Source organism: Pseudomonas phenolilytica, assembly GCF_021432765.1.
GTDB classification, from domain to species: Bacteria; Pseudomonadota; Gammaproteobacteria; order Pseudomonadales; family Pseudomonadaceae; genus Stutzerimonas; species Stutzerimonas phenolilytica.
Map to the genome: position 1 here is coordinate 3,755,957 of NZ_CP058908.1, position 20,294 is coordinate 3,776,250.

A 20,294-nucleotide genomic window follows, 5' to 3' on the forward strand; every position below is an offset into this window, starting at 1 on the left:
ACGAGCCTCCTAGAGCGTGCCGAAGCTGCCGGCCAGGGTGCCGATGATCAGCCCCCAGCCGTCGACCAGCACGAACAGCATGATCTTGAACGGCAGCGAGATGATCAGCGGCGAGAGCATCATCATGCCCATCGCCATCAGCACGCTGGCCACCACCATGTCGATGATCAGGAACGGAATGAAGATCATGAAGCCGATCTGGAACGCGGTCTTCAGCTCCGAGGTGACGAAGGCCGGCACCAGAATGGTCAGCGGCGCCGCTTCCGGGCTGGCGATGTCGGTACGCCGCGACAGACGCATGAACAGATCGAGATCGCTCTCGCGAGTCTGCGCCAGCATGAACGCCTTGAGCGGGACTTCGGCGCGGGTGATCGCCTCCTGCGCCGGAATCTGCTCGGCGAGGTACGGCTGCAGCGCTTCCTGGTTTATCCGCTCGAACACCGGGGCCATGATGAACAGCGTGAGGAACAGCGTCAGACCGATGAGAATCTGGTTCGATGGCGTCTGCTGCAGGCCCAGCGCCTGACGCAGGATGGAAAACACGATGATGATCCGCGTGAAGCTGGTCATCAGCATGACGAACGCCGGGATGAAGCTCAGCGCCGTCATGATCAGCAGAATCTGCAGGCTGACCGAATACTCCTGCTGGCCCTGGGCGTCGGTGCTCAGGGTGATCGCCGGGATTGACAGCGGATTGTCGCCACGGGTCAGCAGTCCGCCCGCCTCCTGGCCGAGAGCCAGCGGGGCGACCACGGCCAGCAGCAACGCCAGCAGAATTCGCAACATCAGGGCTTGTCCTTGTGATCCTTGCCCAACAGCTCCATCAGGCGCTGGGCGAACTCCGGGTTGGCCGGTTCGGAATCGGGCAGATGCACCGGCTCCTTGAGCACGTGCAGCGGCGTGATGCGCCCGGCGGAGAGACCGATCAGCACTTGCTCGCTGCCGACCTGCACCAGCACCAGCCGCTCGCGCGGGCCGAGTGCCTGGCTGGAAACCAGCTTAATCACCTGAGTACCGCGTGGATTCATCTGCTGGACGCGGCGCAGCAGCCAGGCCAGCAGAAAGATCAGGCCGACCACCAGCAGCAGGCCGAGCAGCAGCTTGCTCAGCTGCGCGCCCATGTCGGTGCCACTCATGCTGGCGGCCGGTTCGGCAGCCAGTGCCGGCAGCGCTACCAGCAGAGCGAGAAAGGCTAGCGCGCGCATGTCAGCGCAGCTTCTTGATGCGTTCGGTGGGGCTGATCACGTCCGTCAGGCGAATGCCGAACTTCTCGTTGACCACCACCACCTCGCCATGGGCGATCAGCGTGCCGTTGACCAATACGTCCAGCGGCTCGCCAGCCAGCCGGTCGAGCTCCACCACCGAGCCCTGATTGAGCTGCAGCAGGTTGCGGATGCTGATCTCGGTGCTGCCGACTTCCATCGAGATGGACACCGGAATATCCAGAATCACATCCAGATTCGGCCCTTCCAGCCCCAGCGGCACGCCGCCGCCGCCCTTGGGTGCGCTGGCGAAATCCTCCAGCGGGGCACGCGGAGCAGCCGGTGCCGCCGCCGGTCCCTGGTTGAGCAGCGCGTCGATGTCGTCCTGGCTGGCATCGCCGGCCTCGGCCAGCGCCGCGGCCCATTCGTCGGCCAGCGCCTGCTCTTCGGGGGAAGTGTTCTGATCGTCTGCCATCGCTAGTCCTCGACCGGCTCGAATTGAGTAGAAAAATGAGTCACCGGGTTCGCACCACCGGCTCCAGCACCTGCAGGGCCAGATTGCCCTTATGCGCACCCAGCTTGACCTTGAAGGCCGGCATGCCGTTGGCGCGCATGATCATGTCCTCGGGCATCTCCACCGGAATCACGTCGCCCGGCTGCATGTTGAGAATGTCGCGCAGTTTCAGCTGGCGGCGCACCACCGTCGCGCCGAGCGGTACGTTGACGTCGAGGATGTCCTCGCGCAGCGCCTTGATCCAGCGCTCGTCCTGGTCGCTGACGTCGGACTGGAAGCCGGCGTCGAGCATTTCGCGGATCGGCTCGATCATCGAGTAGGGCATGGTCACGTGCAGGTCGCCGCCGCCGCTGTCCAGCTCGATGTGGAAGGTCGATACCACCACCACTTCGCTGGGGCTGACGATGTTGGCCAGCGCCGGGTTCACCTCCGAGTTGATGTACTCGAAGTTGACGTCCAGCACCGCATGCCAGGCTTCCTTGAGGTCGGTGAAGGCCTGATCGAGCACCATGCGCACCACACGCAGTTCGGTGGGGGTGAATTCGCGGCCCTCGATCTTGGCGTGGCGGCCGTCGCCGCCGAAGAAGTTGTCCACCAGCTTGAACACCAGCTTGGCGTCGAGGATGAACAGCGCGGTACCACGCAGCGGCTTCATCTTCACCAGATTGAGGCTGGTCGGCACGTACAGCGAATGTACGTACTCGCCGAACTTCATGACCTGCACACCGCCCACCGAGACGTCTGCCGAGCGGCGCAGCAGGTTGAACATGCTGATGCGGGTGTAACGCGCGAAGCGCTCGTTGATCATTTCCAGCGTCGGCATGCGCCCGCGGACGATGCGGTCCTGGCTGGTGAGGTCGTAGCTCTTGATCGCGCCCGGTTCGGAATCGCTTTCGGTATCGACCAGACCGTCATCGACGCCATGCAGCAGCGCATCGATCTCGTCTTGCGAAAGCAGGTCTTGAACAGCCATCGGCGGAACCTTCTATTGCAGTACGAAGTTGGTGAACAGTACTTGCTCGACCGCCAGCTTGCCGACTTCCTTCTGCGCCAGTTCCTGCACGCTGGAGGTCGCCTGCTGACGCAGCATTTCCTTGCCCACCGGGGTCATCAGCGCCGCAAAATCCTGGCTGGAGAACAGCATCACCAGATGATTGCGCAGCAACGGCATATGTCCTTTGAGCGCATCGAGCGCCAATTGATCGCGCGACATCAGTGCCACGCTCACCTGCATGTAGCGCTGGCGCCCCTTGTGATTGAAGTTGACCACGAAGGCCGGCATCAGCACCTCGTAGATCGCCGCCGGCTTGCCGGTCGCCGTCTCGGCCTCGGCCGGTTGCTCAGCCGCCTCGTCCCCACCCTTGTCGAGGAAGAACAGCGTGCCGCCGATGGACAACCCGATGGCCAGCAGGAAGGCCACCGCGATCGCGATGATGATTTTCAACCGACCTTTGCCCGCGTCCTGCGCGTCGGCAATCGGTGGTCCGGGGGGTACCTGTTTCTTCGCCATGCCAAATATCCGTCATTCTGCGCGCGACCGCTCACTGAGGCATCGTTGGAGCAACTGCTGTGCCAATGTCAGCGCCGCGCTGCGCATTAGGCCGCAGAGGATACGGCATCCCTGAAGGCGCCGCCCCGCACGCCCGAAGGAAGATAGATGACCGCTCCGGCGCGAGACGGGCCTGCGCGCCAGAGCGACGGGAGACCGGCGGCCGGTCAGGCGTAGTAATCCACCAGCCCGCGGTTGCCCACGGCACGATTGCTGGCGACTTCGCTGACGCCTTGCAGCTGCTCGTCGTCGCCCGCCGTCGCGGCAGGCGACGCGCCACCCCGCCCCGCCTCGCCTTCGCCGCGGCCCTGCCAGCCACGCGCCAGGGACTGATCGGAAACGTTGACGTTCATGCTCATGCCTTGCTGTTCGAACATCTCGCGCAAGCGCTGCATCTGCCCTTCGAGCGCATCGCGCACGCCGGCATGCGGGCTGAGGAAGGTGATCTGCGCCTGCTCGCGGTTCATCTCGATGCGCACCTCCATCCGTCCCAGTTCAGCCGGATCGAGCTGGATCTCCGCCGATTTGAGGTTCTGGCTGGACAGCCACATCACCCGATCGACCACCGCCTCGCTCCAGCCGGCCTGCTGCATCGCTACCGGCTGCCCCGGTACCAGCGGCGTGCGCTGCGCCTGCTGAATCTGTTGGGTGATCGCCTGGCTCAGCGGGCTGGCACGGCCGAGCGCCGGATCGGCCGGCTGACGGCTGTCCTGCGGCGCATCCAGGCCCTTCGAGACTTCACTCAGCGCAACCTCCAGCTCGACGTCTGGCTCGGGCTCGCTGCTGGCTTGCAGCAGACTGGCGAAGTCGCCCTCGGCGGGTGCCGCGGTCTCGCTCGCAGCGGCTGGCGAAACGGCGGTGGGCGCGGCCTTCAGCGTCAGGGCCGGTGCCGCGACGGTGGTCGCCGATTCGCCGGAAACATCCTCCGACACCTGCATCTCGGCATCAGCGAGCGGCGGTGTCAGCTGCGTCTGGCCCAGCCCTGGCATCAGCGTCAGGGTCGCGGTCTGAGCGGCGGCCGGCTCGGGCGCCGGCAACTGGCCATTCAGGCCGAACAGCAGCAGCGGATCGAGCTCGCCCTCCGGCAGCGGCTCATCGCTCGCTTCCTCGCCAGGCAAGGAATTGCCGCTCTCGGCAACCGTCGACTTCTCGGCGTCAGCGGTTGCCGTCGGCTCACCGGCGCTCTGCTCCTCGTCGACTTGCTCGCGCGACGATGCCGAAGCATCGTCCTTGCGCTCGACAGGCTTGGTCTGGCGCTCGCGCGCATACACCTCGGAGAAGCTGGAACGCTTGCCATCGCTCGCCTCGGGCGCCGGCGACGGTTGCGCGGCGGCGGCCTTGGGACGCACTTCGAGAGTCGGGGACTTGAGCAACAGATCGGGGGAAACGGCCATGAAACATTCCGCTCAGTGTGGTTCGTGCAGAACCTTGAGCAAGTTCCGGGCCAGCAAAACCGTCAGAGAGCCGTCCGTTCAGCCGTAGCGCTGACGCTCGGCACGAAACAGGATGCCGACGATGGCGAACTCGCGCTCGATCCGCTCGATCATCGCCGGCGCTTCGACCAGTCGTTGCTCGCGGGCCAGGGTCTCCAGCTGGCAGCACAGATCGGCCAGCGCGGCGGCGCCCAGGTTGCTGCAGCTGCCCTTGAAGCTGTGTGCCGCACGCCGCAGCGTCTCGCCCTCCCCGGCTTGGAAGGCCTGGCGCAGCAGGCGCAGGCGCTCCTCGGAGTCGGCCAGGAAGGTGTCCAGCAGAAGTGGGTACTCGCCTTCCATGACCGCTTGCAGCGTGACGAGTACGGCACTGTCGAGATGAGGAATGGACACCGATCCGCTCCTGGGAGAAAGGCGCTGAATTATGCCTGAGCCGACCAACGGAACTCCACGCTCAGTCCGCGCCCGTCGGCCTGCCAGGCGAAACCGTCACTGAGCTGACGGATCAACTGCAATCCCCGTCCACGCAGAGATTCCACGCCGCGCGCCTCGCCCAGCGCGCGCTCGACATCGAAGCCCGTGCCGCTGTCCTGAATGCCGATGCGCAGGCGACCGCCCGCTGCGTCGCACTGGATATCCAGTTCGAGACGGATGTAACCGTCCACCAGCGCGGCCAGACGCTCGCTACGCGCCTCGTAATAGCGGGCGAAGCCGGCGGCATCGCGCTTGAGCGCCGAATCCAGACCGAGCACGCCGTGCTCCAGCGCGTTGGAATACAGCTCGACCAGTACCGCATAAACGGCGCCGGCGCGAGGCCGCAGCTGATGGAACTGCAGCAGTACTTGCAGTAACAGCGGCAAGGGATTGCCGGCGCGCAGGCTGGCCGCACGCAGCTCGAAGCGCCCGGACCAGTTGGCCGGCCGGCCCTCCTTCGGCGCACCGAACGACAACGGCAGCTGCAGCGCCGCCATTTTCTCGCTCAGATCGACCTCGACCAGGCTGAGGTCGTCGCGCAGCTGGCCGTGAAATGCCAGCAGCGCCTCCTCAATCTCGTCGAACAGCCGCGTCGCATCACGGTTGGCATCGAGAACGGCCAGCAGGCGTTGTTCGCCGAACAGCTCGTCGCGGGCATTGATGCTCTCCACCACGCCGTCGGACAGCAGCAGCAGCCGGTCGCCGAGCTTCAGCGGGTGGCTCTCGAAGTGCGCATCGAACGCGCCTGGTGCCAGCACGCCCAGCGGCAGATGACGCGACACCAGTGCTACGCGCTCGCCGTCGGGACGGATCAGGTAGCCGTCCGGCAGCCCGCCACTCCAGACATTCAGCACGCCCTGAGTGAGGTTGATGTCCAGCAATGTGGCGCAGCAGAACATCTCCACCGGCAGGATCTGTTTGAGCTTGGCATTCAGCTCGCGAAGGATGTCCTTGGCGGCGTAGCCCTTGGCCGTCATGCCGTAGAAGGTCTCGGCCAGCGGCATGGCGCCGATCGCCGCCGGCAGGCCGTGGCCGGTGAAGTCGCCCAGCAGCACGAACATCTGTCCGGTCGGCGATTGCGCCGCCAGCAGCAGGTCGCCGTTGAAGAGCGCACGCGGCGATTGCCGGTAGCGGATGTTCGGCGCGCCCAGGCAACCGGCATGCGCCACCTTGTCGAAGATCGCCTTGGCCGCGCGCTGCTCGTCGAGCAGCTGCTGGTTGCGCCGGGCGATCAGGTCGCGCTGCTCGACCACCGTCGCCTGCAGCCGACGCAGCCGATGCATGGCCTTGATCTTGGCTTCGAGAATTACCGGGTTGTACGGCTTGACGATGAAATCGTCGCCACCGGCATCCAGACAGCGCACCAGCGCCTGATTCTCGCTGAGCGAGGTGAGGAAGATGATCGGTACCAGCTCGTCGCCAGCCAGGCTCTTGATCCGCCGCGCGGCCTCGAAGCCGTCCATCAGCGGCATCAGCGCATCCATCAGCACCAGTTGCGGACGCTCACGCTCGTAGAGCGCTACGGCTTCCAGGCCGTCGCTGGCGGTCAGCACGTGGTGGCCCTGGCGGGCGATGATGGTCGACAGCAGCATCCGATCGACCGGGCTGTCCTCGGCGATCAGGATGGTCAGGCGCATCGGCACCTCAGGCGATCACGAACAGTTGTTCGAAGTTGGACACCGAAAGAATCTTGCGCACGTCGGCATTGCAGTTGACCAGCCGGACGTCGGCTTCATCGCCGCCGGCATGATCGCGCAGCAGCAACAGCATGCCGAGCGCCGAGCTGTCGAGATAGGTCGCACCCTGCAGATCGACGACGTAGCGCTCGGGCGCGACGTCCTGGCGCTGGTACGCATCGCGGAATGCCTGGTGGGCGTTGAAATCGAAGCGTCCGCTGATGGCGATCGTCAGTTCGCGCCCATCGGCCGATGGTTGAGAAGTAATGGTCATGTAGCACTCCCTGATCCGAAACGGGGTCTTGCCAGACCGCCATGCGCCACGTGAGAACGACTGTGCCTGCCGGCGAACCGGGCGCAGGCTGCACGGCGCTGAATGGGCGCGTACCAGCGAGCTGTCGCGGGCTGCTGCGATGATACCCGAGAAGATTTAGCATTCAGACCCTACAGCGGCAAGCTCAATCCTGCCGGGGCCGTCCTGCCAGCCGCTGCGAGAACTCGTCGAGCAGTTTCTGCTCACGCTTGTCGGCCGCGACGCGCGCCTCGCGCAAATAACTCTCCACCAGCTTGCTCAGCCCTTCGAGCCGCGCGTGCCGCTGCTGCCACTGGCTTCGCAGCTTGGCCAGGTTGTCGCGATGCCAGGCCACGCTGCGCTGCTGCTGGCCGATGGCCGATTCGAGCTGGGACAGAAAACGCTGATAGTTCATCAGCCACTGGCCGGACACGCCTTGGCTGCCCTGGCGCAGCCACTGCTGCTGGTAATCGCTGAAATACTGCTCGAGCTCGCCGAGCTTGGCCTCGGCCTGCGACAGCTGCATCTGCCCCTGACCGAGCATGCGCGCGGCGTCGCGCTCGGCCTTCTGCGCCATCTCGATCACCGGCGCCAACCGGTCGGCACGACTGCTTGCCACGGATTACGCGCCCTGACGCGGGCCGAATACCGCGGCCAGTTGTGCCGCGCTTTCCTCCAGCCGCTCGCTTTCGTTCAGACCCTGGCGCAGGTAGCGAACCATCTCGGCCTGGCGGGCGATGGCAAGGTCGGTATCCGGGTCGCCGCCGGGCACGTAGGCACCGACGCTGATCAGGTCGCGACTCTGCTGGTAACGCGACCACAGCTGCTTGAAACGCTGCGAGGCGCGCACATGCTCGGCATCGACCACTTGCGGCATGACCCGGCTGATCGACGCTTCGATATCGATGGCCGGGTAGTGGCCCTCCTCGGCCAGCCGCCGCGACAGCACGATGTGGCCGTCGAGCACGCCGCGCGCAGCATCGGCGATCGGGTCCTGCTGATCGTCGCCTTCGGAGAGCACCGTGTAGAACGCGGTGATCGAGCCGCCGCCCTGCTCGGCATTACCGGCGCGCTCGACCAGACTCGGCAGCTTGGCGAACACCGATGGCGGATAGCCCTTGGTCGCCGGCGGCTCGCCGATGGCCAGGGCAATTTCGCGCTGGGCCTGGGCGTAGCGCGTCAGCGAATCCATCAGCAGCAGGACGTTCTTGCCTTTGTCGCGAAAGTACTCGGCGATGCGCGTGCAGTACTGTGCGGCGCGCAGGCGCATCAGCGGCGCCTCATCGGCGGGCGAAGCGACCACCACCGAGCGCTTGAGGCTCTCCTCGCCGAGGATGTGTTCAATGAATTCCTTGACCTCGCGGCCACGCTCGCCGATCAGGCCGACGACAATGATGTCCGCCTCGGTGAACTTGGTCATCATGCCCAGCAGCACCGACTTACCGACGCCGGTACCGGCGAACAGTCCCAGACGCTGGCCGCGGCCGACGGTGAGCAGGCCGTTGATGCTGCGGATGCCGACGTCCAGCGGCTCGCTGATCGGATGGCGCTTGAGCGGGTTGATCACCGGGCCGTCCATCGGCACCCAGTCCTCGGCGCGCATGCCGCCCTTGCCGTCCAGCGCGCGGCCGGCGCCGTCGAGCACCCGGCCAAGCATCGACATGCCCATCGGCAGGCGACCGGTGTTGGGCAGCGGCACCACCCGCGCACCCGGCGCGATACCGGCGAGACTGCCGACCGGCATCAGATAGAGCTTGCCGCTGGAGAAGCCCATGACCTCGGCCTCGACCTCGGTCGGGTGGTAGCTGTCGTCGTTGATCACCCGGCAGCGGCTGCCGACCGCGGCGCGCAGGCCTTCGGCCTCCAGCGTCAGGCCGACCATGCGCAGCAGACGGCCTTCGAGAATCGGCTGACTGGGCAGCTTGACCGCCTCCGTGTAGCAGGCCAGGCGCCGGGCGAAACTGACCCGGTCAAGGCGCATCGGGGTGGTCCAGATCGAGGTGCAGGTCAGCCGCCGGCGGATGGGTGGCGTTCTCGCGCTGTTGCTCGAACAGCTGCTTGATCGCCTGGCTCAGGCGCGTCTCGACGCTGGCATCGATGCGGCTGTGTTCGGTCTCGATGAGGCAGCCGCCGGGCAGCAGGCTGGCATCTTCGAGAATCCGCCAGCTCTCCTCGTGGCGCTCGCGCAGCGCCTTGATCATTTCGAAATCCTGTGGATTGACGTGAACATGCACATTCTGCGCGCCCATCGGCAGCAGCTTGAGCGCCTCACGCAGCACCTGGCGGATCTGGCTGGAATCGATCAGCAGATCGCGCTGGATCACCTCGCGTGACAGGTGTCTGACCAGTGTGACCAGAGCGTGTTCGAGGTTGCGATCCTGCTCGGCGATCGGATCGAGCAACTGCGTCATCAACTGCTCCAGGCTTTGCAGGCGTGCGGCCAGCACCGTCTCGGCCTCCTGGCGCGCCTTCAGCTGGCCGGCGTGGAAGCCGTCCTTCTCGCCGGTGGCGAAGCCGTCGTTGTAGGCCTCCTGGCGAATCGCTTCCAGCTCGTCGAGTGTCAAGGGTTTGACTTCCTCGACAGGTACCTCTTCGCTGTGCGCCAGCTCTTCGACGATCGGTTCCGCTTCGAGGGGCGCTTCGGCTGCCGCACCCTCGGCGTCGAAGCTGGGCAACGCCCAGCGGTCGAACAGCCGCACGTCCTGGGCACGGATCACATCGCTGGGATTTTCCTTGGCCACGGCTTAGACCATTTCCTCGCCGCCCTTGGCACCCAGGACGATCTCCCCGGCTTCGGCCATGCGGCGGGCGATGGTGAGGATTTCCTTCTGCGCGTTCTCGACTTCGCTGACGCGCACCGGGCCCTTGGCCTCCAGGTCGTCGCGCAGCAGTTCGCCGGCACGCTTGGACATGTTCTTGAAGACCTTTTCCTTGATCGCTTCGTCGGCACCCTTGAGCGCCAGCACCAGCACGTCGGAGGAAACCTCGCGCAGCAGGATCTGAATGCCGCGGTCGTCGACGTCGGCCAGGTTGTCGAAGACGAACATCAGGTCCTCGATCTGCGTGGACAGGTCCTCGTCGACTTCGCGGATGGCGTCCATCAGCTGGCCTTCGATGGAGCTGTCGAGGTAGTTCATGATGTCGGCGGCACGCTTCACGCCGCCAAGGCTGGCGCGGCTGGTGTTGGTGTTACCGGAGAATTGCTTCTCGAGGATCAGGTTGAGTTCCTTCAGCGCCGCCGGCTGCACGGTGTTGAGCGACGACACGCGCAGCACGATGTCCAGACGCACCTTGTGGTCGAAGTGCGACAGCACCTCGCCGGCCTGATCGGGGTCCAGATAGGCCACGACAATCGCCTGGATCTGCGGGTGCTCGTAGCGGATCACGTCCGCCACGGCGCGCGGTTCCATCCACTTCAGGCTGTCCAGGCCGCTGGTGTTGCCGCCCAGCAGGATGCGGTCGATCAGACCGCCGGCCTTGTCCTCGCCCAGCGCCTGGGTGAGCATCTTGCGGATGTAGCCGTCGGAGCCGACGCCGAGGCTGGTCTGGTCGCCGACGATCTCGACGAATTCGCTCATCACCCGCTCGACCTGCTCGCGGTGGATGTTGCGCATCTGCGCCATCGCCGTGCCGACCCGCTGCACTTCCTTCGGACCGAGGTGACGCAGCACCTGCGCGGCATCGGTTTCACCCAGCGACAGCAGCAGGATGGCGGCCTTGTCGACCTTGTTGAGCTTGGTTTGAACCCGGTTCTCACTCATCGGCGTTGATCCACTCTTTCACCACCTGGGCGACCCGTCCCGGATCTTCGGCCACCAGGTTCTTGATCGCGTTGAGCTGGGCTTCGTATCCCTCGCTCGGACTCGGCAACATGATGTTCTGCGGACCGCTCAGGCTGACGCGGTCGTTGGCCAGCGCACCGTCGACGCCGTCCATGTCTCCCAGTTCGACATCGCCGTCGCCAATGTTCTGCAGTTCCTTGCCCTTGCCGGCATGGGTCAGGTTGTTCAGCACCGGACGCAGCACGCCGAACACCAGCACCAGGATGAACAGCACGCCCAACACCTGCTTGACCACATCCCAGAACCAGGGCTGCGAGTAGAACGGGATGTCGATCACCGCGTCGTCGAAGGAATCCGCGACGAAGGCGGTATTGATCACGCTGACGCTGTCGCCACGGCTGGCATCAAAGCCCACGGCGTCCTGCACCAGGCGGGTGAAGCGCGCCAGGTCGTCGGCCGTCCACGGCGTACGGGTGACTTCTCCGGCGGCATTGGTCATGACCTGGTCGTCGACCACCACCGCCACCGACAGCCGGCGCAGGCGACCCTGCTGCTGCTTGGTGTAGCTGATCGAGCGATCCAGCTCGTAGTTGCGGGTGGCCTGCTCGCGCTTGTCCGAGGGATATGGTGCCAGCATCGGCTGACCGGTCGCCGGATCCATGATCTGCTGACCGTTGGCATCCAGCAGCGGCTGGCCGGGTGCCACGGCGCCCGCGGCGGCGGCCTGCTGCCTGGCCTGCTCCGGCGCCGAAGCCGGTCCGGGCGGCTGATTGCTCAGCGCACCGGGCACGCCCTGCGGCGGCAGGCTGCTCTGGCGCTGCTCGTTGACGCTCTGCTCGCTGCGCAGTGCCGGCTGGTCAGGGTTGAAGGTTTCCGAGGTGGACTCCACCGCACTGAAATCGACGTCCGCCGAGACTTCCGCCTTGTAGCGACCGCTGCCCAGCACCGGCTGCAGGATGTTGTGCACGCGCTGGGTGTAGAGGCCTTCCATGCGCCGGCTGTAGTCGAACTGCTTGCCGGCCATGGTCAGCTCGGACAGCTCCTGCTGGTCGGACAGCAGGTTGCCCTTCTGGTCCACCACGGTGATCTGCGACTTGCTCAGCTCCGGCACGCTGGTGGCGACCAGGTTGATGATCGCCATCACCTGACTCGGCTCCAGCGAGCGGCCCGGGTACAGCTCGACCAGCACCGAGGCGCTGGGCTTGCGTTCGTCACGGACGAACACCGAACTCTTGGGAATCGCCAGGTGCACGCGGGCACCCTTGACGTTGTTCAGGCTGGACACGGTGCGAGCCAGTTCGCCTTCCAGGCCGCGGCGATAACGGGTCGCCTCCATGAACTGGCTGGTACCCAGGCCCTGCTCCTTGTCGAGAATTTCAAAGCCGATGTTGCTGTCGGCGGGCGCAATGCCGGCACCGGCGAGCTTCAGCCGGGCGCGCGCCAGGTCGTCGGCCTTGACCAGCAGCGCGCCGGAATTGGGTTCGACGGTGTAGGCGATATCCGCCGCGGCGAGCGTCTCCATCACCTGATTGGCGTCCATACCGGCCAGGCTGCCGAGCAGCGGGCGGTAGTCCGGCTGCTGCGACCAGAGCACCACGGCGAAACCGATGGCGACGCTCGCCGCCAGCCCGACCAGCAGGCCGATCTGGCGCAGCATCGACATCTCAGAGAGATTTTCCAGGAACGACAGCCCCAGCAGCGGCTTCTTCGCCTCTACCGCGCCGCTCTGCACCGGAACGTTGCTCACCGCATCAGCCATAATTCAATCCGCCTCACACCGGCATCTGCATGATGTCTTGATAGGCCTGGACCAGCTTGTTACGCACTTGGGTCAGGGCCTGGAAAGAAACGCTGGCCTTCTGCGAGGCGATCATCACTTCGGTCAGGTCGACGCCGCCCTGCCCCATCTCGAAGGCGGAGGACATCTGACTGGAAACCTGCTGGGTTTCGTGCACCTTGTTCACCGCCTGGCCGAGCATGTCGGAGAAGCTCGGCGCACCGGCTTCCTGTACCGGCGTCTCGGGCTTGGTGCGTGCCATGGCATCGGTCTGCATGGCCCGCATTTCCAGCATCAAGCGATTGAATTGGACACCCTGACTCATCTACTTCCTCCAACAGCCACGGATTTTTGACGCTACGTGGCAGGCAGTGAGTAGATAGCAACAAGGGTGCCAGAAACTGTGACATGCCCTGCCGCCGGCCCCTCCCTTCGTCCGACTGCGAACACCGACACTGTTCCGGCGAACCCGGCGCCGGCTGTACTGCATGGCGCGCGCATCGCGCCGGTAGGCTAGCCTGCAGATTCGCCCCGGCCCGGCCGGCGGCGCCCCGTCGGCCCGCACAAGAACAAGCACCATGACCGAATCCGTCCGCCTCGGACTGCGCCCCCTCGGCGACAGCTCGCCCTCGACCGTCGTCGCCGGCTTCATCGCCATGCTGACCGGCTACACCAGCTCGCTGGTACTGATGTTCCAAGCCGGCCAGGCAGCCGGTCTGAGCGCCGGGCAGATTTCCTCGTGGATCTGGGCGCTGTCGATCGGCATGGCGATCTGCAGCGTCGGCCTGTCGCTGCGTTACCGCACGCCGGTGGTGGTCGCCTGGTCAACGCCCGGTGCCGCCCTGCTGATCGCCAGTCTGCCCGGCGTACCGTATGCCGAGGCGATTGGCGCTTACATCTTCGCCTCGGCGCTGATCGTGCTGTGCGGGCTTACCGGCAGCTTCGAACGGTTGATGCGCCGCGTCCCCGCGTCGCTCGCCGCGGCGCTGCTGGCCGGCGTGCTGTTCAATATCGGCAGCGAGATTTTCCGCGCCGTGCCGGCCCAGCCGTTGCTGGTGCTGGGCATGTTCTTCACCTACCTGCTGGGCAAACGGCTGCTGCCGCGCTATGCGGTGCCGGGTGCGCTGGTGGTCGGCTGCGTGTTGGCGGCCGTGCAAGGGCTGCTGGATTTCCGCGACTTGCGTCTGGAACTGGCGGTGCCGGTATGGACCACGCCGGCGCTCTCATTTGCCGCGATTCTCAGCATCGGCATCCCGCTGTTCGTCATCGCGATGGCGTCGCAGAACATGCCGGGGCTGGCGGTGCTGCGTGCCGAGGGTTACGACGTACCGGCCTCGCCGCTGATTTCGGTGACCGGCATCGCCTCGGTGCTGCTGGCGCCGTTCGGCTCGCACGGCATCCATCTGGCGGCGATCACCATGGCGATCTGCGCCGGCCCCGAGGCGCATCCCGACCCGCGCAAGCGCTACACGGCGGCGGCGTGGTGCGGGGTATTTTATGGCATCGCCGGCATCTTCGGCGCGACCCTGGCAGCGCTGTTCGCGGCGTTTCCAGCGGCGCTGGTGCTGTCGATCGCGGCGCTCGCGCTGCTCGGCTCGATCGGTGCGGGGCTGACCCAGGCCATGCAGCAGCCGCATGAGCGCGAGGCGGCGCTGATTACCTTCATGGTCACGGCATCGGGACTGACGCTGTTCGGCATCGGGGCCGCGCTGTGGGGCTTGATTGCGGGGGTGGTGACGTTGCTGGTGCTAAGCAAGCGAGACTGAGCGCGCCTGGTTTTCCGCGCCGCTCCGGGGCGGCCCGGGGCAGGCACGCTGACCGGCAGGGCGAAACCCGAGGCACTCGCGAATCGCCCAGCTCCCGACACCCAGAACGCTAAATCGCCGTCGCTCCACCATCCACCGCCAGCGCATGGCCTGTGGTAAACGCCGCGCCATCGCTGCACAGATAGAGCACCGCCGCCGCGATCTCCTCGACCTTGCCGATGCGCCCAACCGGATGCATCGCCGCAGCGAACTCCGCCTTGCGCGGATCGGCCTCATAGGCACGGCGGAACATGTCGGTGTCGATCACCGCCGGGCACACCGCATTCACCCGGACTGCCTTCTTCGCATACTCGATGGCAGCCGACTTGGTCAGGCCGATCACCGCATGCTTGGATGCCGAGTAGATGCTCATCTTCGGCGCCGCACCCAGGCCGGCCACCGAGGCGGTGTTGACGATGGCGCCGCCGCCCTGCGCCAGCATCAGCGGCAACTGGTGCTTCATGCACAGCCACACGCCCTTGACGTTGACGCCCATGATCGCGTCGAACTCCGCCTCGCTGCCTTCGGCCAATCGGCCTTGCTCGATCTCGATACCGGCGTTGTTGAAGGCGTAGTCCAGCCGGCCGAAACGACCCACGACCTGCTCCAGCAAGGCTCTGACCTGTTCGTCGCGCGTGACATCGCAACGGACAAACAACGCCTCGCCGCCGTTTTCCCGAATCGCTGCGGCGGCCGCCTCGCCCGCGGTTTCATCGAGATCGGCGAGGACGACCTTGAGGCCCTGCTCGGCGAAGGCCTGCGCCGTGGCGCGGCCGATACCCGCCGCTGCACCGGTAACGAGGGCGACCTGACCGGAGAATTTCATGCTCATGCTGGAGATCCTGAACGAGAGATTGAACCTGGCGACGGGTCCTGACGTGACCACGAGACCATAAGCGGTCACCGTTATACCGCTCCGTGGAACCCACGATGCCGATATCACCGCTCTGGATGCCAGTGCATACGCGCCGACGGATGCATGTTGCGATCACGCCCGGCGGCGGCTAAACCAAGCTTTTCGCTCAACGAAGGCTTGTTCGACATGCTCAATCAACAGTACCTGCTGGCCCAGCGGCCGATCGGCGCACCGACGCGCGACACCTTCCGGTTCGTCGAGGCGGAAACCGGCGAGCCCGGCCCCAACGAAATCCTGGTGCAGGTCGAGTACCTGTCCATCGATCCGGCCATGCGTGGCTGGATGAACGAGGGCAAGTCGTACATCGCGCCGGTAGGTCTCGGCGAGGTGATGCGCGCGCTCGGCGTTGGCAAGGTGATCGCCTCGCAGCATTCGGGCTTCGCCGTCGGCGACTACGTCAATGGTCCGCTGGGTGTGCAGAAATACTTTTGCGGCGAGCCGAAGGGTTTCTACAAGGTCGACCCACAGCAGGCACCGCTGCCGCGCTACCTGTCGGCGCTGGGCATGACCGGCATGACCGCCTACTTCGCCCTGCTCGCCGTCGGCCAGCCGAAGGCCGGCGATACCGTGGTGCTTTCCGGCGCCGCTGGCGCGGTGGGCAGCGTGGCCGGGCAGATTGCCAAGATCAAAGGCTGCAAGGTGGTGGGCATCGCCGGCGGCGCCGACAAGTGTCGCTTCCTGGTCGAGGAGCTGGGCTTCGACGGCGCCATCGACTACAAGCACGAGGACCTCGCCGCGGGCCTGAAGCGCGAATGCCCGCAGGGTGTGGACGTGTATTTCGACAACGTCGGCGGCGACATCCTCGACGCCGTGCTCACCCGTATCAACGTCGGTGCACGGGTGGTGCTGTGCGGCGCGATCAGTCAGTACAACAACAAGGAAGCGGTCAAGGGACCGGCGAACTACCTGTCGCTGCTGGTCAACCGCGCGCGCATGGAAGGCATGGTGGTGACCGACTATATGGCGCGCTACCCGGAGGCGATGCGCGAGATGGCCGGCTGGCTGGCCAGCGGCCAGCTGAAGAGCAAGGAAGATGTCGTCGAGGGTCTGGAGACCTTCCCCGACACCCTGTTGAAGCTCTTCAGCGGCGAGAACTTCGGCAAGCTGGTGCTCAAGGTCGGCTGAGCGCTCAACCCAGCTCGGCGACGACCGCGGCCAGCGCCTGCGCCGGATCGGCGGCCTGGGCGATCGGCCGCCCGATGACCAGATAGTCCGAACCGGCGGCCATCGCCTGCGCCGGGGTGAGGATGCGCCGCTGGTCGTCCTGGGCGCTGCCGGCCGGGCGGATGCCGGGCGTCACCAGCTGCAGCTGGGGGTATTGCGCCTTCAACGGCTGCGCTTCCTGGGCCGAACAGACCAGGCCATCGAGGCCTGCTCGCGCGGCCAGGCCGGCCAGACGCAGCACCTGCTCCTGCGGCGCGATGTCCAGACCGAGATCGGCCAGATCGGCCTGTTCCATGCTGGTCAGCACAGTCACGCCGATCAGCAGCGGCGCCGGCCCGCCGATCTTGTCCAGCGTCTCGCGACAGGTCGCCATCATGCGCAGACCGCCCGAACAGTGCACGTTGACCATCCACACGCCCAGCTCGGCGGCCGCCTTGACCGCCATCGCCGTGGTGTTGGGAATGTCGTGGAATTTCAGGTCGAGGAACACCTCGAAGCCGCGCGCGCGCAGCGCCTCGACCACTGCCGGGCCGCAGCGGGTGAACAATTCCTTGCCGACCTTGACCCGGCACAGCGCGGGATCGAGCTGCTGCGCCAGCGCCAGGGCGGCGTCCTGCGAAGGAAAGTCGAGCGCAACGATGATCGGAGTCTGGCAAGTCATGACGGGGTCCTCGGCAAAATTCGGCGCGCATTGTCGCAGAAAATCTGCGGTCGAACTAAAGCCCCCGCCGCTTGCGCCGACAAACCGGATCGCACGTGACCCATACTACGGCGCAGCGTAAAGTGACGCTGTCCGCAAATCAGGTCTGCGGGTTCGTCTATTTCGTCTGTGGAGGTACGCCATGCCCTGGTACTTCTGGCTGATTCTGGCCGTAGCGCTCGGCTCCATCGTCGGCAGCCTGCTCATGTTGCGCTCGACGGCGCGCAAGATTCCCCTCAGCGAAGAACAGAAGAAGCGCATTGCCGAGCGCAATGCCGCAGCAGACGCACAGGACGCACGCGACCGCTGAACCCGGTCGCCGCTGCGGCTGCAGCATCGCAATCGCCGCACGTTCGGCAAGTGAAAGGAAGCACGACACGCTCATCGGTGGCAGCGCCCGTCCGGATCGCCGCGCCGATTTTTCCTTTCCCTCCAGATGAATGTGCATGCCAGCAGCCCTGCCCGATATCGAAGAAAACCGCCTCCACGCCCGCGCCATTTTTACCCGTCGCATACTGCCCGGCGCAGTTGGCGTGCTGCTTTGCGCGCTGCTCGGCGCCAGCGTCGCGGTCAGCCGGATCGCCACGAGCATCGATGAAGACGCCCTTGCGCAAAGCCGCTTCCTCACCGGCAAGGCCATCGAGGGGCAGCGCGAGTGGATGGGCCGCTCGGTGGTCGACTACGCCTTCTGGGGTGATGCCTATGCGCACCTCAACGGCCCGGTGAGCATCGACTGGGCCTATACGCAAGCCAACTTCGGCGCCTCGCTGTACGAAGACTTCGGCTATGAAGGCGTGCTGCTGGTGACACCGCAAGGCGAAACGCCCTATGCGGTGATTGACGGCGAGCTGCGCTCGGTCGACGCCTACCGGTGGTTGCAGGGCGGCCTGGAGCTGCTGCTGGCGCGCGCACGCCTGGCGTTCGACCACGAACAGGGCGTAGTCGGCCTGTTGTCGGTGGATGGCACGCCGGCGATGGTGGCCGCGGCCGTGCTCTCGCCAGGAGACAGCACGGTCAAGGCTGCCGCGACGCCGGCCTCGATCGTGCTGTTCGTCGATGTGCTGGATGCCGCCCGCCTCGCTGAGCTCGGCCAGGACTACGCCGTCGACGCATTGCGCGTAGCGGATGCCGACACCCCGCGCACGGCGCCACAGCTGCCGCTGACGCTGGAAGACGGCACCGCCCAGACCTTGACCTGGAAACCCGCGCAACCAGGACGACGGATGCTCTGGGTGGCGCTGCCAACGCTCGCGCTGGCGGCGCTGGCGCTGGGCGGGCTGATCTGGCTGCTGGGCCGTCTGGCGCTGCGTACGGTACAGATGATGGACACCAACTACGCCCGCTTGGCGAGCAAGAGTCGCGAACTGAGCGCCAGTGAAGCGCGCTTTCGCGACGTCGCCGAGGCCGCCTCCGACTGGATCTGGGAAACCGATGCACAGGTGCGCCTGACCTATCTCTCCAGCCGATTCGAGGAAATCACCGGCCACGCTCCGGGCAACTGGATCGGCCGTCCGCTGATCGACCTGCTGATCAGCGACCACGCCGCGCTGCACGAGTGGCTGCAGGCTCCGCATGCAAGCGTACTGAAGTGCAGCTACCGCGCCGCGGACGGTCGCGAGCGGCATTGCCGACTGGCCGCGCGGGCGATCCGCGATGACGGTCAGCTGCGCGGCTATCGCGGCACCGCGAGCGACATTACCGAGGAAACCCGCGCCCAGGCCCGCGTTCAGTATCTGTCGCAACATGACGCGCTGACCGGGCTGCCCAACCGCGCCCGCCTGCGCGACCACCTGGAAGGCCGATTGGCCGCGCTGCGCGGCGCGTCGCGGCTGGCGGTGCTCTATCTCGATCTGGATCGCTTCAAGCCGGTCAATGACACGCTCGGCCATGCCGCCGGCGACGAGGTGCTGATCGGGGTCGCCCAGCGCCTCAAGCAATGCACGCGCGACGATGATCTGGTGGCGCGCCTGGGAGGCGACGAGTTCGTCATGGTGCTCGGCCGCCTGGGCACGCCGGAGGACATCGCGCGGCTTTGCGAGCGGGTGATCGCAGCCATCCACGAGCCGTTCTTCTACGAGGGGCACAAGATCTACGTCGGCGCCAGTATCGGCGTCGCGGTGGCGCCCGGCGACGGTCTGTTGGCCAGCGAGCTGCTGCGCTGCGCCGACATCGCGCTGTACCAGGCCAAGGCCAATGGTCGCGGCACCTGGCACCTGTACGCGCGAGAACTGGACAACCGCGCCAACGATCGCCACCGGCAGGAAGACGAGCTGCGCCAGGCGATGGCCGAAGAGCGTTTCGAAGTTCATTACCAGCCGCGCTACCGCAGCGCGGGCTTGCGCATCATCGGCGCCGAGGCCCTGCTGCGCTGGCCGCATGCAGAGCGAGGGCTGCTGCTGCCCGAGTCGTTCATCCCGCTCGCTGAAGAAACCGGCCTGATCGCCACGCTGGGCAACTGGGTTCTGCGCCAGGCCTGCCGCGACGCGGTAGCCTGGCCGGACGATCTGGTGGTATCGGTCAATCTTTCTCCGCTGCAGCTGCGCCATGAACAATTGCTGGATGAGGTAACGGCCGCGCTGGCCGAAAGCGGCCTGCCCGCCAGCCGGCTGGAACTGGAAATCACCGAGAGCGCCCTGTTGCAGGAAAACGCCGGCACCCTCGCGCTGCTCAGCAGCCTCAAGGCGCTGGGTGTGCGATTGGCGATGGATGATTTCGGCACAGGCTATTCATCGCTCAGCAACCTGCGCACCTACCCGTTCGACGTGATCAAGATCGACACCAGCTTCGTCGGCGGCATGCAGCAGAATGCCGAAGACCACTCGATCGTCCGCGCGCTGATCGATCTCGGCCGTGGGCTGAATCTGCAGGTCACCGCCGAAGGCGTGGAAACCGCAGAACAATTGCGCCTGTTGCAGGCCGACGGCTGCACCGAGGTACAGGGCTTCCACATGAGCCGGCCGCTGGCGGCCGACGCGCTGCTGACGCTACTGGCACGCCGGGCGCCCTGAGCGGC

General features: G+C 65.9%; 21 protein-coding genes. 4 read left to right on the plus strand and 17 right to left on the minus strand.

Going from position 1 to position 20,294, the window contains the following annotated elements:
• Window positions 1-9: 9 nt before the first annotated feature.
• From fliP to fliE, 15 genes are all read right to left on the minus strand, one after another.
• Entirely contained in the window at window positions 10-786 is a 777-nt protein-coding gene (gene fliP / locus HU825_RS17900; protein ID WP_003287610.1) for a flagellar type III secretion system pore protein FliP, read from the minus strand.
• On the minus strand, window positions 786-1,205 hold the full coding sequence (gene fliO / locus HU825_RS17905; RefSeq protein ID WP_077682899.1) for a flagellar biosynthetic protein FliO: 420 nt from the start codon (window positions 1,203-1,205) through the stop codon (window positions 786-788). Before fliO ends, fliP begins: the two co-directional genes overlap by 1 nt.
• A 1-nt stretch (window position 1,206) precedes the next feature.
• Entirely contained in the window at window positions 1,207-1,677 is a 471-nt protein-coding gene (gene fliN, locus HU825_RS17910) for a flagellar motor switch protein FliN (protein ID WP_003287608.1), read from the minus strand.
• A 40-nt stretch (window positions 1,678-1,717) separates the two neighbouring features.
• Entirely contained in the window at window positions 1,718-2,689 is a 972-nt protein-coding gene (gene fliM / locus HU825_RS17915) for a flagellar motor switch protein FliM (RefSeq protein WP_003287607.1), read from the minus strand.
• 12 nt (window positions 2,690-2,701) lie between these two features.
• Window positions 2,702-3,226, minus strand: a complete 525-nt coding sequence (gene fliL, locus HU825_RS17920) for a flagellar basal body-associated protein FliL (protein WP_234302593.1) — start codon at window positions 3,224-3,226, stop codon at window positions 2,702-2,704.
• A gap of 206 nt (window positions 3,227-3,432) precedes the next feature.
• Entirely contained in the window at window positions 3,433-4,659 is a 1,227-nt protein-coding gene (locus HU825_RS17925; protein WP_234302594.1) for a flagellar hook-length control protein FliK, read from the minus strand.
• Between the two features lie 78 nt (window positions 4,660-4,737).
• Window positions 4,738-5,088, minus strand: coding sequence for an Hpt domain-containing protein (locus tag HU825_RS17930; RefSeq protein WP_003287603.1), 351 nt, complete (start codon window positions 5,086-5,088; stop codon window positions 4,738-4,740).
• A gap of 29 nt (window positions 5,089-5,117) precedes the next feature.
• Complete coding sequence (locus tag HU825_RS17935; RefSeq protein ID WP_234302595.1) at window positions 5,118-6,806, minus strand: fused response regulator/phosphatase; 1,689 nt, start codon at window positions 6,804-6,806, stop codon at window positions 5,118-5,120.
• Window positions 6,807-6,813: 7 nt separating this feature from the next.
• On the minus strand, window positions 6,814-7,119 hold the full coding sequence (locus tag HU825_RS17940) for an STAS domain-containing protein (RefSeq protein ID WP_043297357.1): 306 nt from the start codon (window positions 7,117-7,119) through the stop codon (window positions 6,814-6,816).
• 184 nt (window positions 7,120-7,303) lie between these two features.
• Window positions 7,304-7,756 (minus strand): flagellar export protein FliJ, encoded by a 453-nt coding sequence (fliJ, locus tag HU825_RS17945; RefSeq protein WP_102828893.1) that lies wholly within the window; start codon window positions 7,754-7,756, stop codon window positions 7,304-7,306.
• A gap of 3 nt (window positions 7,757-7,759) precedes the next feature.
• Window positions 7,760-9,118, minus strand: coding sequence for a flagellar protein export ATPase FliI (gene fliI / locus HU825_RS17950; RefSeq protein ID WP_043297359.1), 1,359 nt, complete (start codon window positions 9,116-9,118; stop codon window positions 7,760-7,762).
• Window positions 9,108-9,878, minus strand: a complete 771-nt coding sequence (gene fliH / locus HU825_RS17955; RefSeq protein ID WP_234302596.1) for a flagellar assembly protein FliH — start codon at window positions 9,876-9,878, stop codon at window positions 9,108-9,110. Before fliH ends, fliI begins: the two co-directional genes overlap by 11 nt.
• A gap of 3 nt (window positions 9,879-9,881) precedes the next feature.
• Entirely contained in the window at window positions 9,882-10,898 is a 1,017-nt protein-coding gene (gene fliG, locus HU825_RS17960) for a flagellar motor switch protein FliG (RefSeq protein WP_008570497.1), read from the minus strand.
• Window positions 10,891-12,678, minus strand: a complete 1,788-nt coding sequence (gene fliF / locus HU825_RS17965; protein ID WP_043297362.1) for a flagellar basal-body MS-ring/collar protein FliF — start codon at window positions 12,676-12,678, stop codon at window positions 10,891-10,893. Before fliF ends, fliG begins: the two co-directional genes overlap by 8 nt.
• Window positions 12,679-12,691: 13 nt before the next feature.
• Complete coding sequence (gene fliE / locus HU825_RS17970) at window positions 12,692-13,021, minus strand: flagellar hook-basal body complex protein FliE (RefSeq protein WP_043297364.1); 330 nt, start codon at window positions 13,019-13,021, stop codon at window positions 12,692-12,694.
• Window positions 13,022-13,274: 253 nt separating this feature from the next.
• On the opposite strand from fliE, the gene HU825_RS17975 reads away from it, so the two are divergent.
• The gene (locus tag HU825_RS17975) at window positions 13,275-14,462 is read left to right on the plus strand and encodes a benzoate/H(+) symporter BenE family transporter (RefSeq protein WP_234302597.1); all 1,188 of its coding nucleotides are present in this window, start codon (window positions 13,275-13,277) and stop codon (window positions 14,460-14,462) included.
• Between the two features lie 109 nt (window positions 14,463-14,571).
• On the opposite strand, the gene HU825_RS17980 is transcribed toward HU825_RS17975, so the two are convergent.
• Window positions 14,572-15,333, minus strand: a complete 762-nt coding sequence (locus HU825_RS17980; protein WP_234302598.1) for an SDR family oxidoreductase — start codon at window positions 15,331-15,333, stop codon at window positions 14,572-14,574.
• A gap of 210 nt (window positions 15,334-15,543) precedes the next feature.
• Between HU825_RS17980 and HU825_RS17985 the strand changes: the two genes are divergently transcribed.
• The gene (locus HU825_RS17985; protein ID WP_077683192.1) at window positions 15,544-16,542 is read left to right on the plus strand and encodes an NADP-dependent oxidoreductase; all 999 of its coding nucleotides are present in this window, start codon (window positions 15,544-15,546) and stop codon (window positions 16,540-16,542) included.
• A 4-nt stretch (window positions 16,543-16,546) separates the two neighbouring features.
• On the opposite strand, the gene pyrF is transcribed toward HU825_RS17985, so the two are convergent.
• The gene (gene pyrF / locus HU825_RS17990; RefSeq protein WP_077682893.1) at window positions 16,547-17,242 is read right to left on the minus strand and encodes an orotidine-5'-phosphate decarboxylase; all 696 of its coding nucleotides are present in this window, start codon (window positions 17,240-17,242) and stop codon (window positions 16,547-16,549) included.
• A gap of 181 nt (window positions 17,243-17,423) precedes the next feature.
• On the opposite strand from pyrF, the gene HU825_RS17995 reads away from it, so the two are divergent.
• Together HU825_RS17995 and HU825_RS18000 are read left to right on the plus strand one after the other, a co-directional pair.
• Window positions 17,424-17,591 carry a DUF2897 family protein gene (locus HU825_RS17995; RefSeq protein ID WP_008570503.1) on the plus strand — a complete coding sequence of 56 codons (168 nt, stop codon included), beginning with the start codon at window positions 17,424-17,426 and terminating at the stop codon, window positions 17,589-17,591.
• A gap of 136 nt (window positions 17,592-17,727) precedes the next feature.
• Entirely contained in the window at window positions 17,728-20,289 is a 2,562-nt protein-coding gene (locus HU825_RS18000) for a bifunctional diguanylate cyclase/phosphodiesterase (RefSeq protein ID WP_234302599.1), read from the plus strand.
• Window positions 20,290-20,294: the final 5 nt, after the last annotated feature.

Coding starts and splice junctions, on each gene's coding strand:
- fliP (WP_003287610.1), bottom strand. CDS start 786: ATGTTGCGAATTCTGCTGGCGTTGCTGCTGGCCGTGGTCGCCCCGCTG.
- fliO (WP_077682899.1), bottom strand. CDS start 1,205: ATGCGCGCGCTAGCCTTTCTCGCTCTGCTGGTAGCGCTGCCGGCACTG.
- fliN (WP_003287608.1), bottom strand. CDS start 1,677: ATGGCAGACGATCAGAACACTTCCCCCGAAGAGCAGGCGCTGGCCGAC.
- fliM (WP_003287607.1), bottom strand. CDS start 2,689: ATGGCTGTTCAAGACCTGCTTTCGCAAGACGAGATCGATGCGCTGCTG.
- fliL (WP_234302593.1), bottom strand. CDS start 3,226: ATGGCGAAGAAACAGGTACCCCCCGGACCACCGATTGCCGACGCGCAG.
- HU825_RS17925 (WP_234302594.1), bottom strand. CDS start 4,659: ATGGCCGTTTCCCCCGATCTGTTGCTCAAGTCCCCGACTCTCGAAGTG.
- HU825_RS17935 (WP_234302595.1), bottom strand. CDS start 6,806: ATGCGCCTGACCATCCTGATCGCCGAGGACAGCCCGGTCGATCGGATG.
- HU825_RS17940 (WP_043297357.1), bottom strand. CDS start 7,119: ATGACCATTACTTCTCAACCATCGGCCGATGGGCGCGAACTGACGATC.
- fliI (WP_043297359.1), bottom strand. CDS start 9,118: ATGCGCCTTGACCGGGTCAGTTTCGCCCGGCGCCTGGCCTGCTACACG.
- fliG (WP_008570497.1), bottom strand. CDS start 10,898: ATGAGTGAGAACCGGGTTCAAACCAAGCTCAACAAGGTCGACAAGGCC.
- fliF (WP_043297362.1), bottom strand. CDS start 12,678: ATGGCTGATGCGGTGAGCAACGTTCCGGTGCAGAGCGGCGCGGTAGAG.
- fliE (WP_043297364.1), bottom strand. CDS start 13,021: ATGAGTCAGGGTGTCCAATTCAATCGCTTGATGCTGGAAATGCGGGCC.
- HU825_RS17975 (WP_234302597.1), top strand. CDS start 13,275: ATGACCGAATCCGTCCGCCTCGGACTGCGCCCCCTCGGCGACAGCTCG.
- HU825_RS17980 (WP_234302598.1), bottom strand. CDS start 15,333: ATGAGCATGAAATTCTCCGGTCAGGTCGCCCTCGTTACCGGTGCAGCG.
- HU825_RS17985 (WP_077683192.1), top strand. CDS start 15,544: ATGCTCAATCAACAGTACCTGCTGGCCCAGCGGCCGATCGGCGCACCG.
- pyrF (WP_077682893.1), bottom strand. CDS start 17,242: ATGACTTGCCAGACTCCGATCATCGTTGCGCTCGACTTTCCTTCGCAG.
- HU825_RS17995 (WP_008570503.1), top strand. CDS start 17,424: ATGCCCTGGTACTTCTGGCTGATTCTGGCCGTAGCGCTCGGCTCCATC.
- HU825_RS18000 (WP_234302599.1), top strand. CDS start 17,728: ATGCCAGCAGCCCTGCCCGATATCGAAGAAAACCGCCTCCACGCCCGC.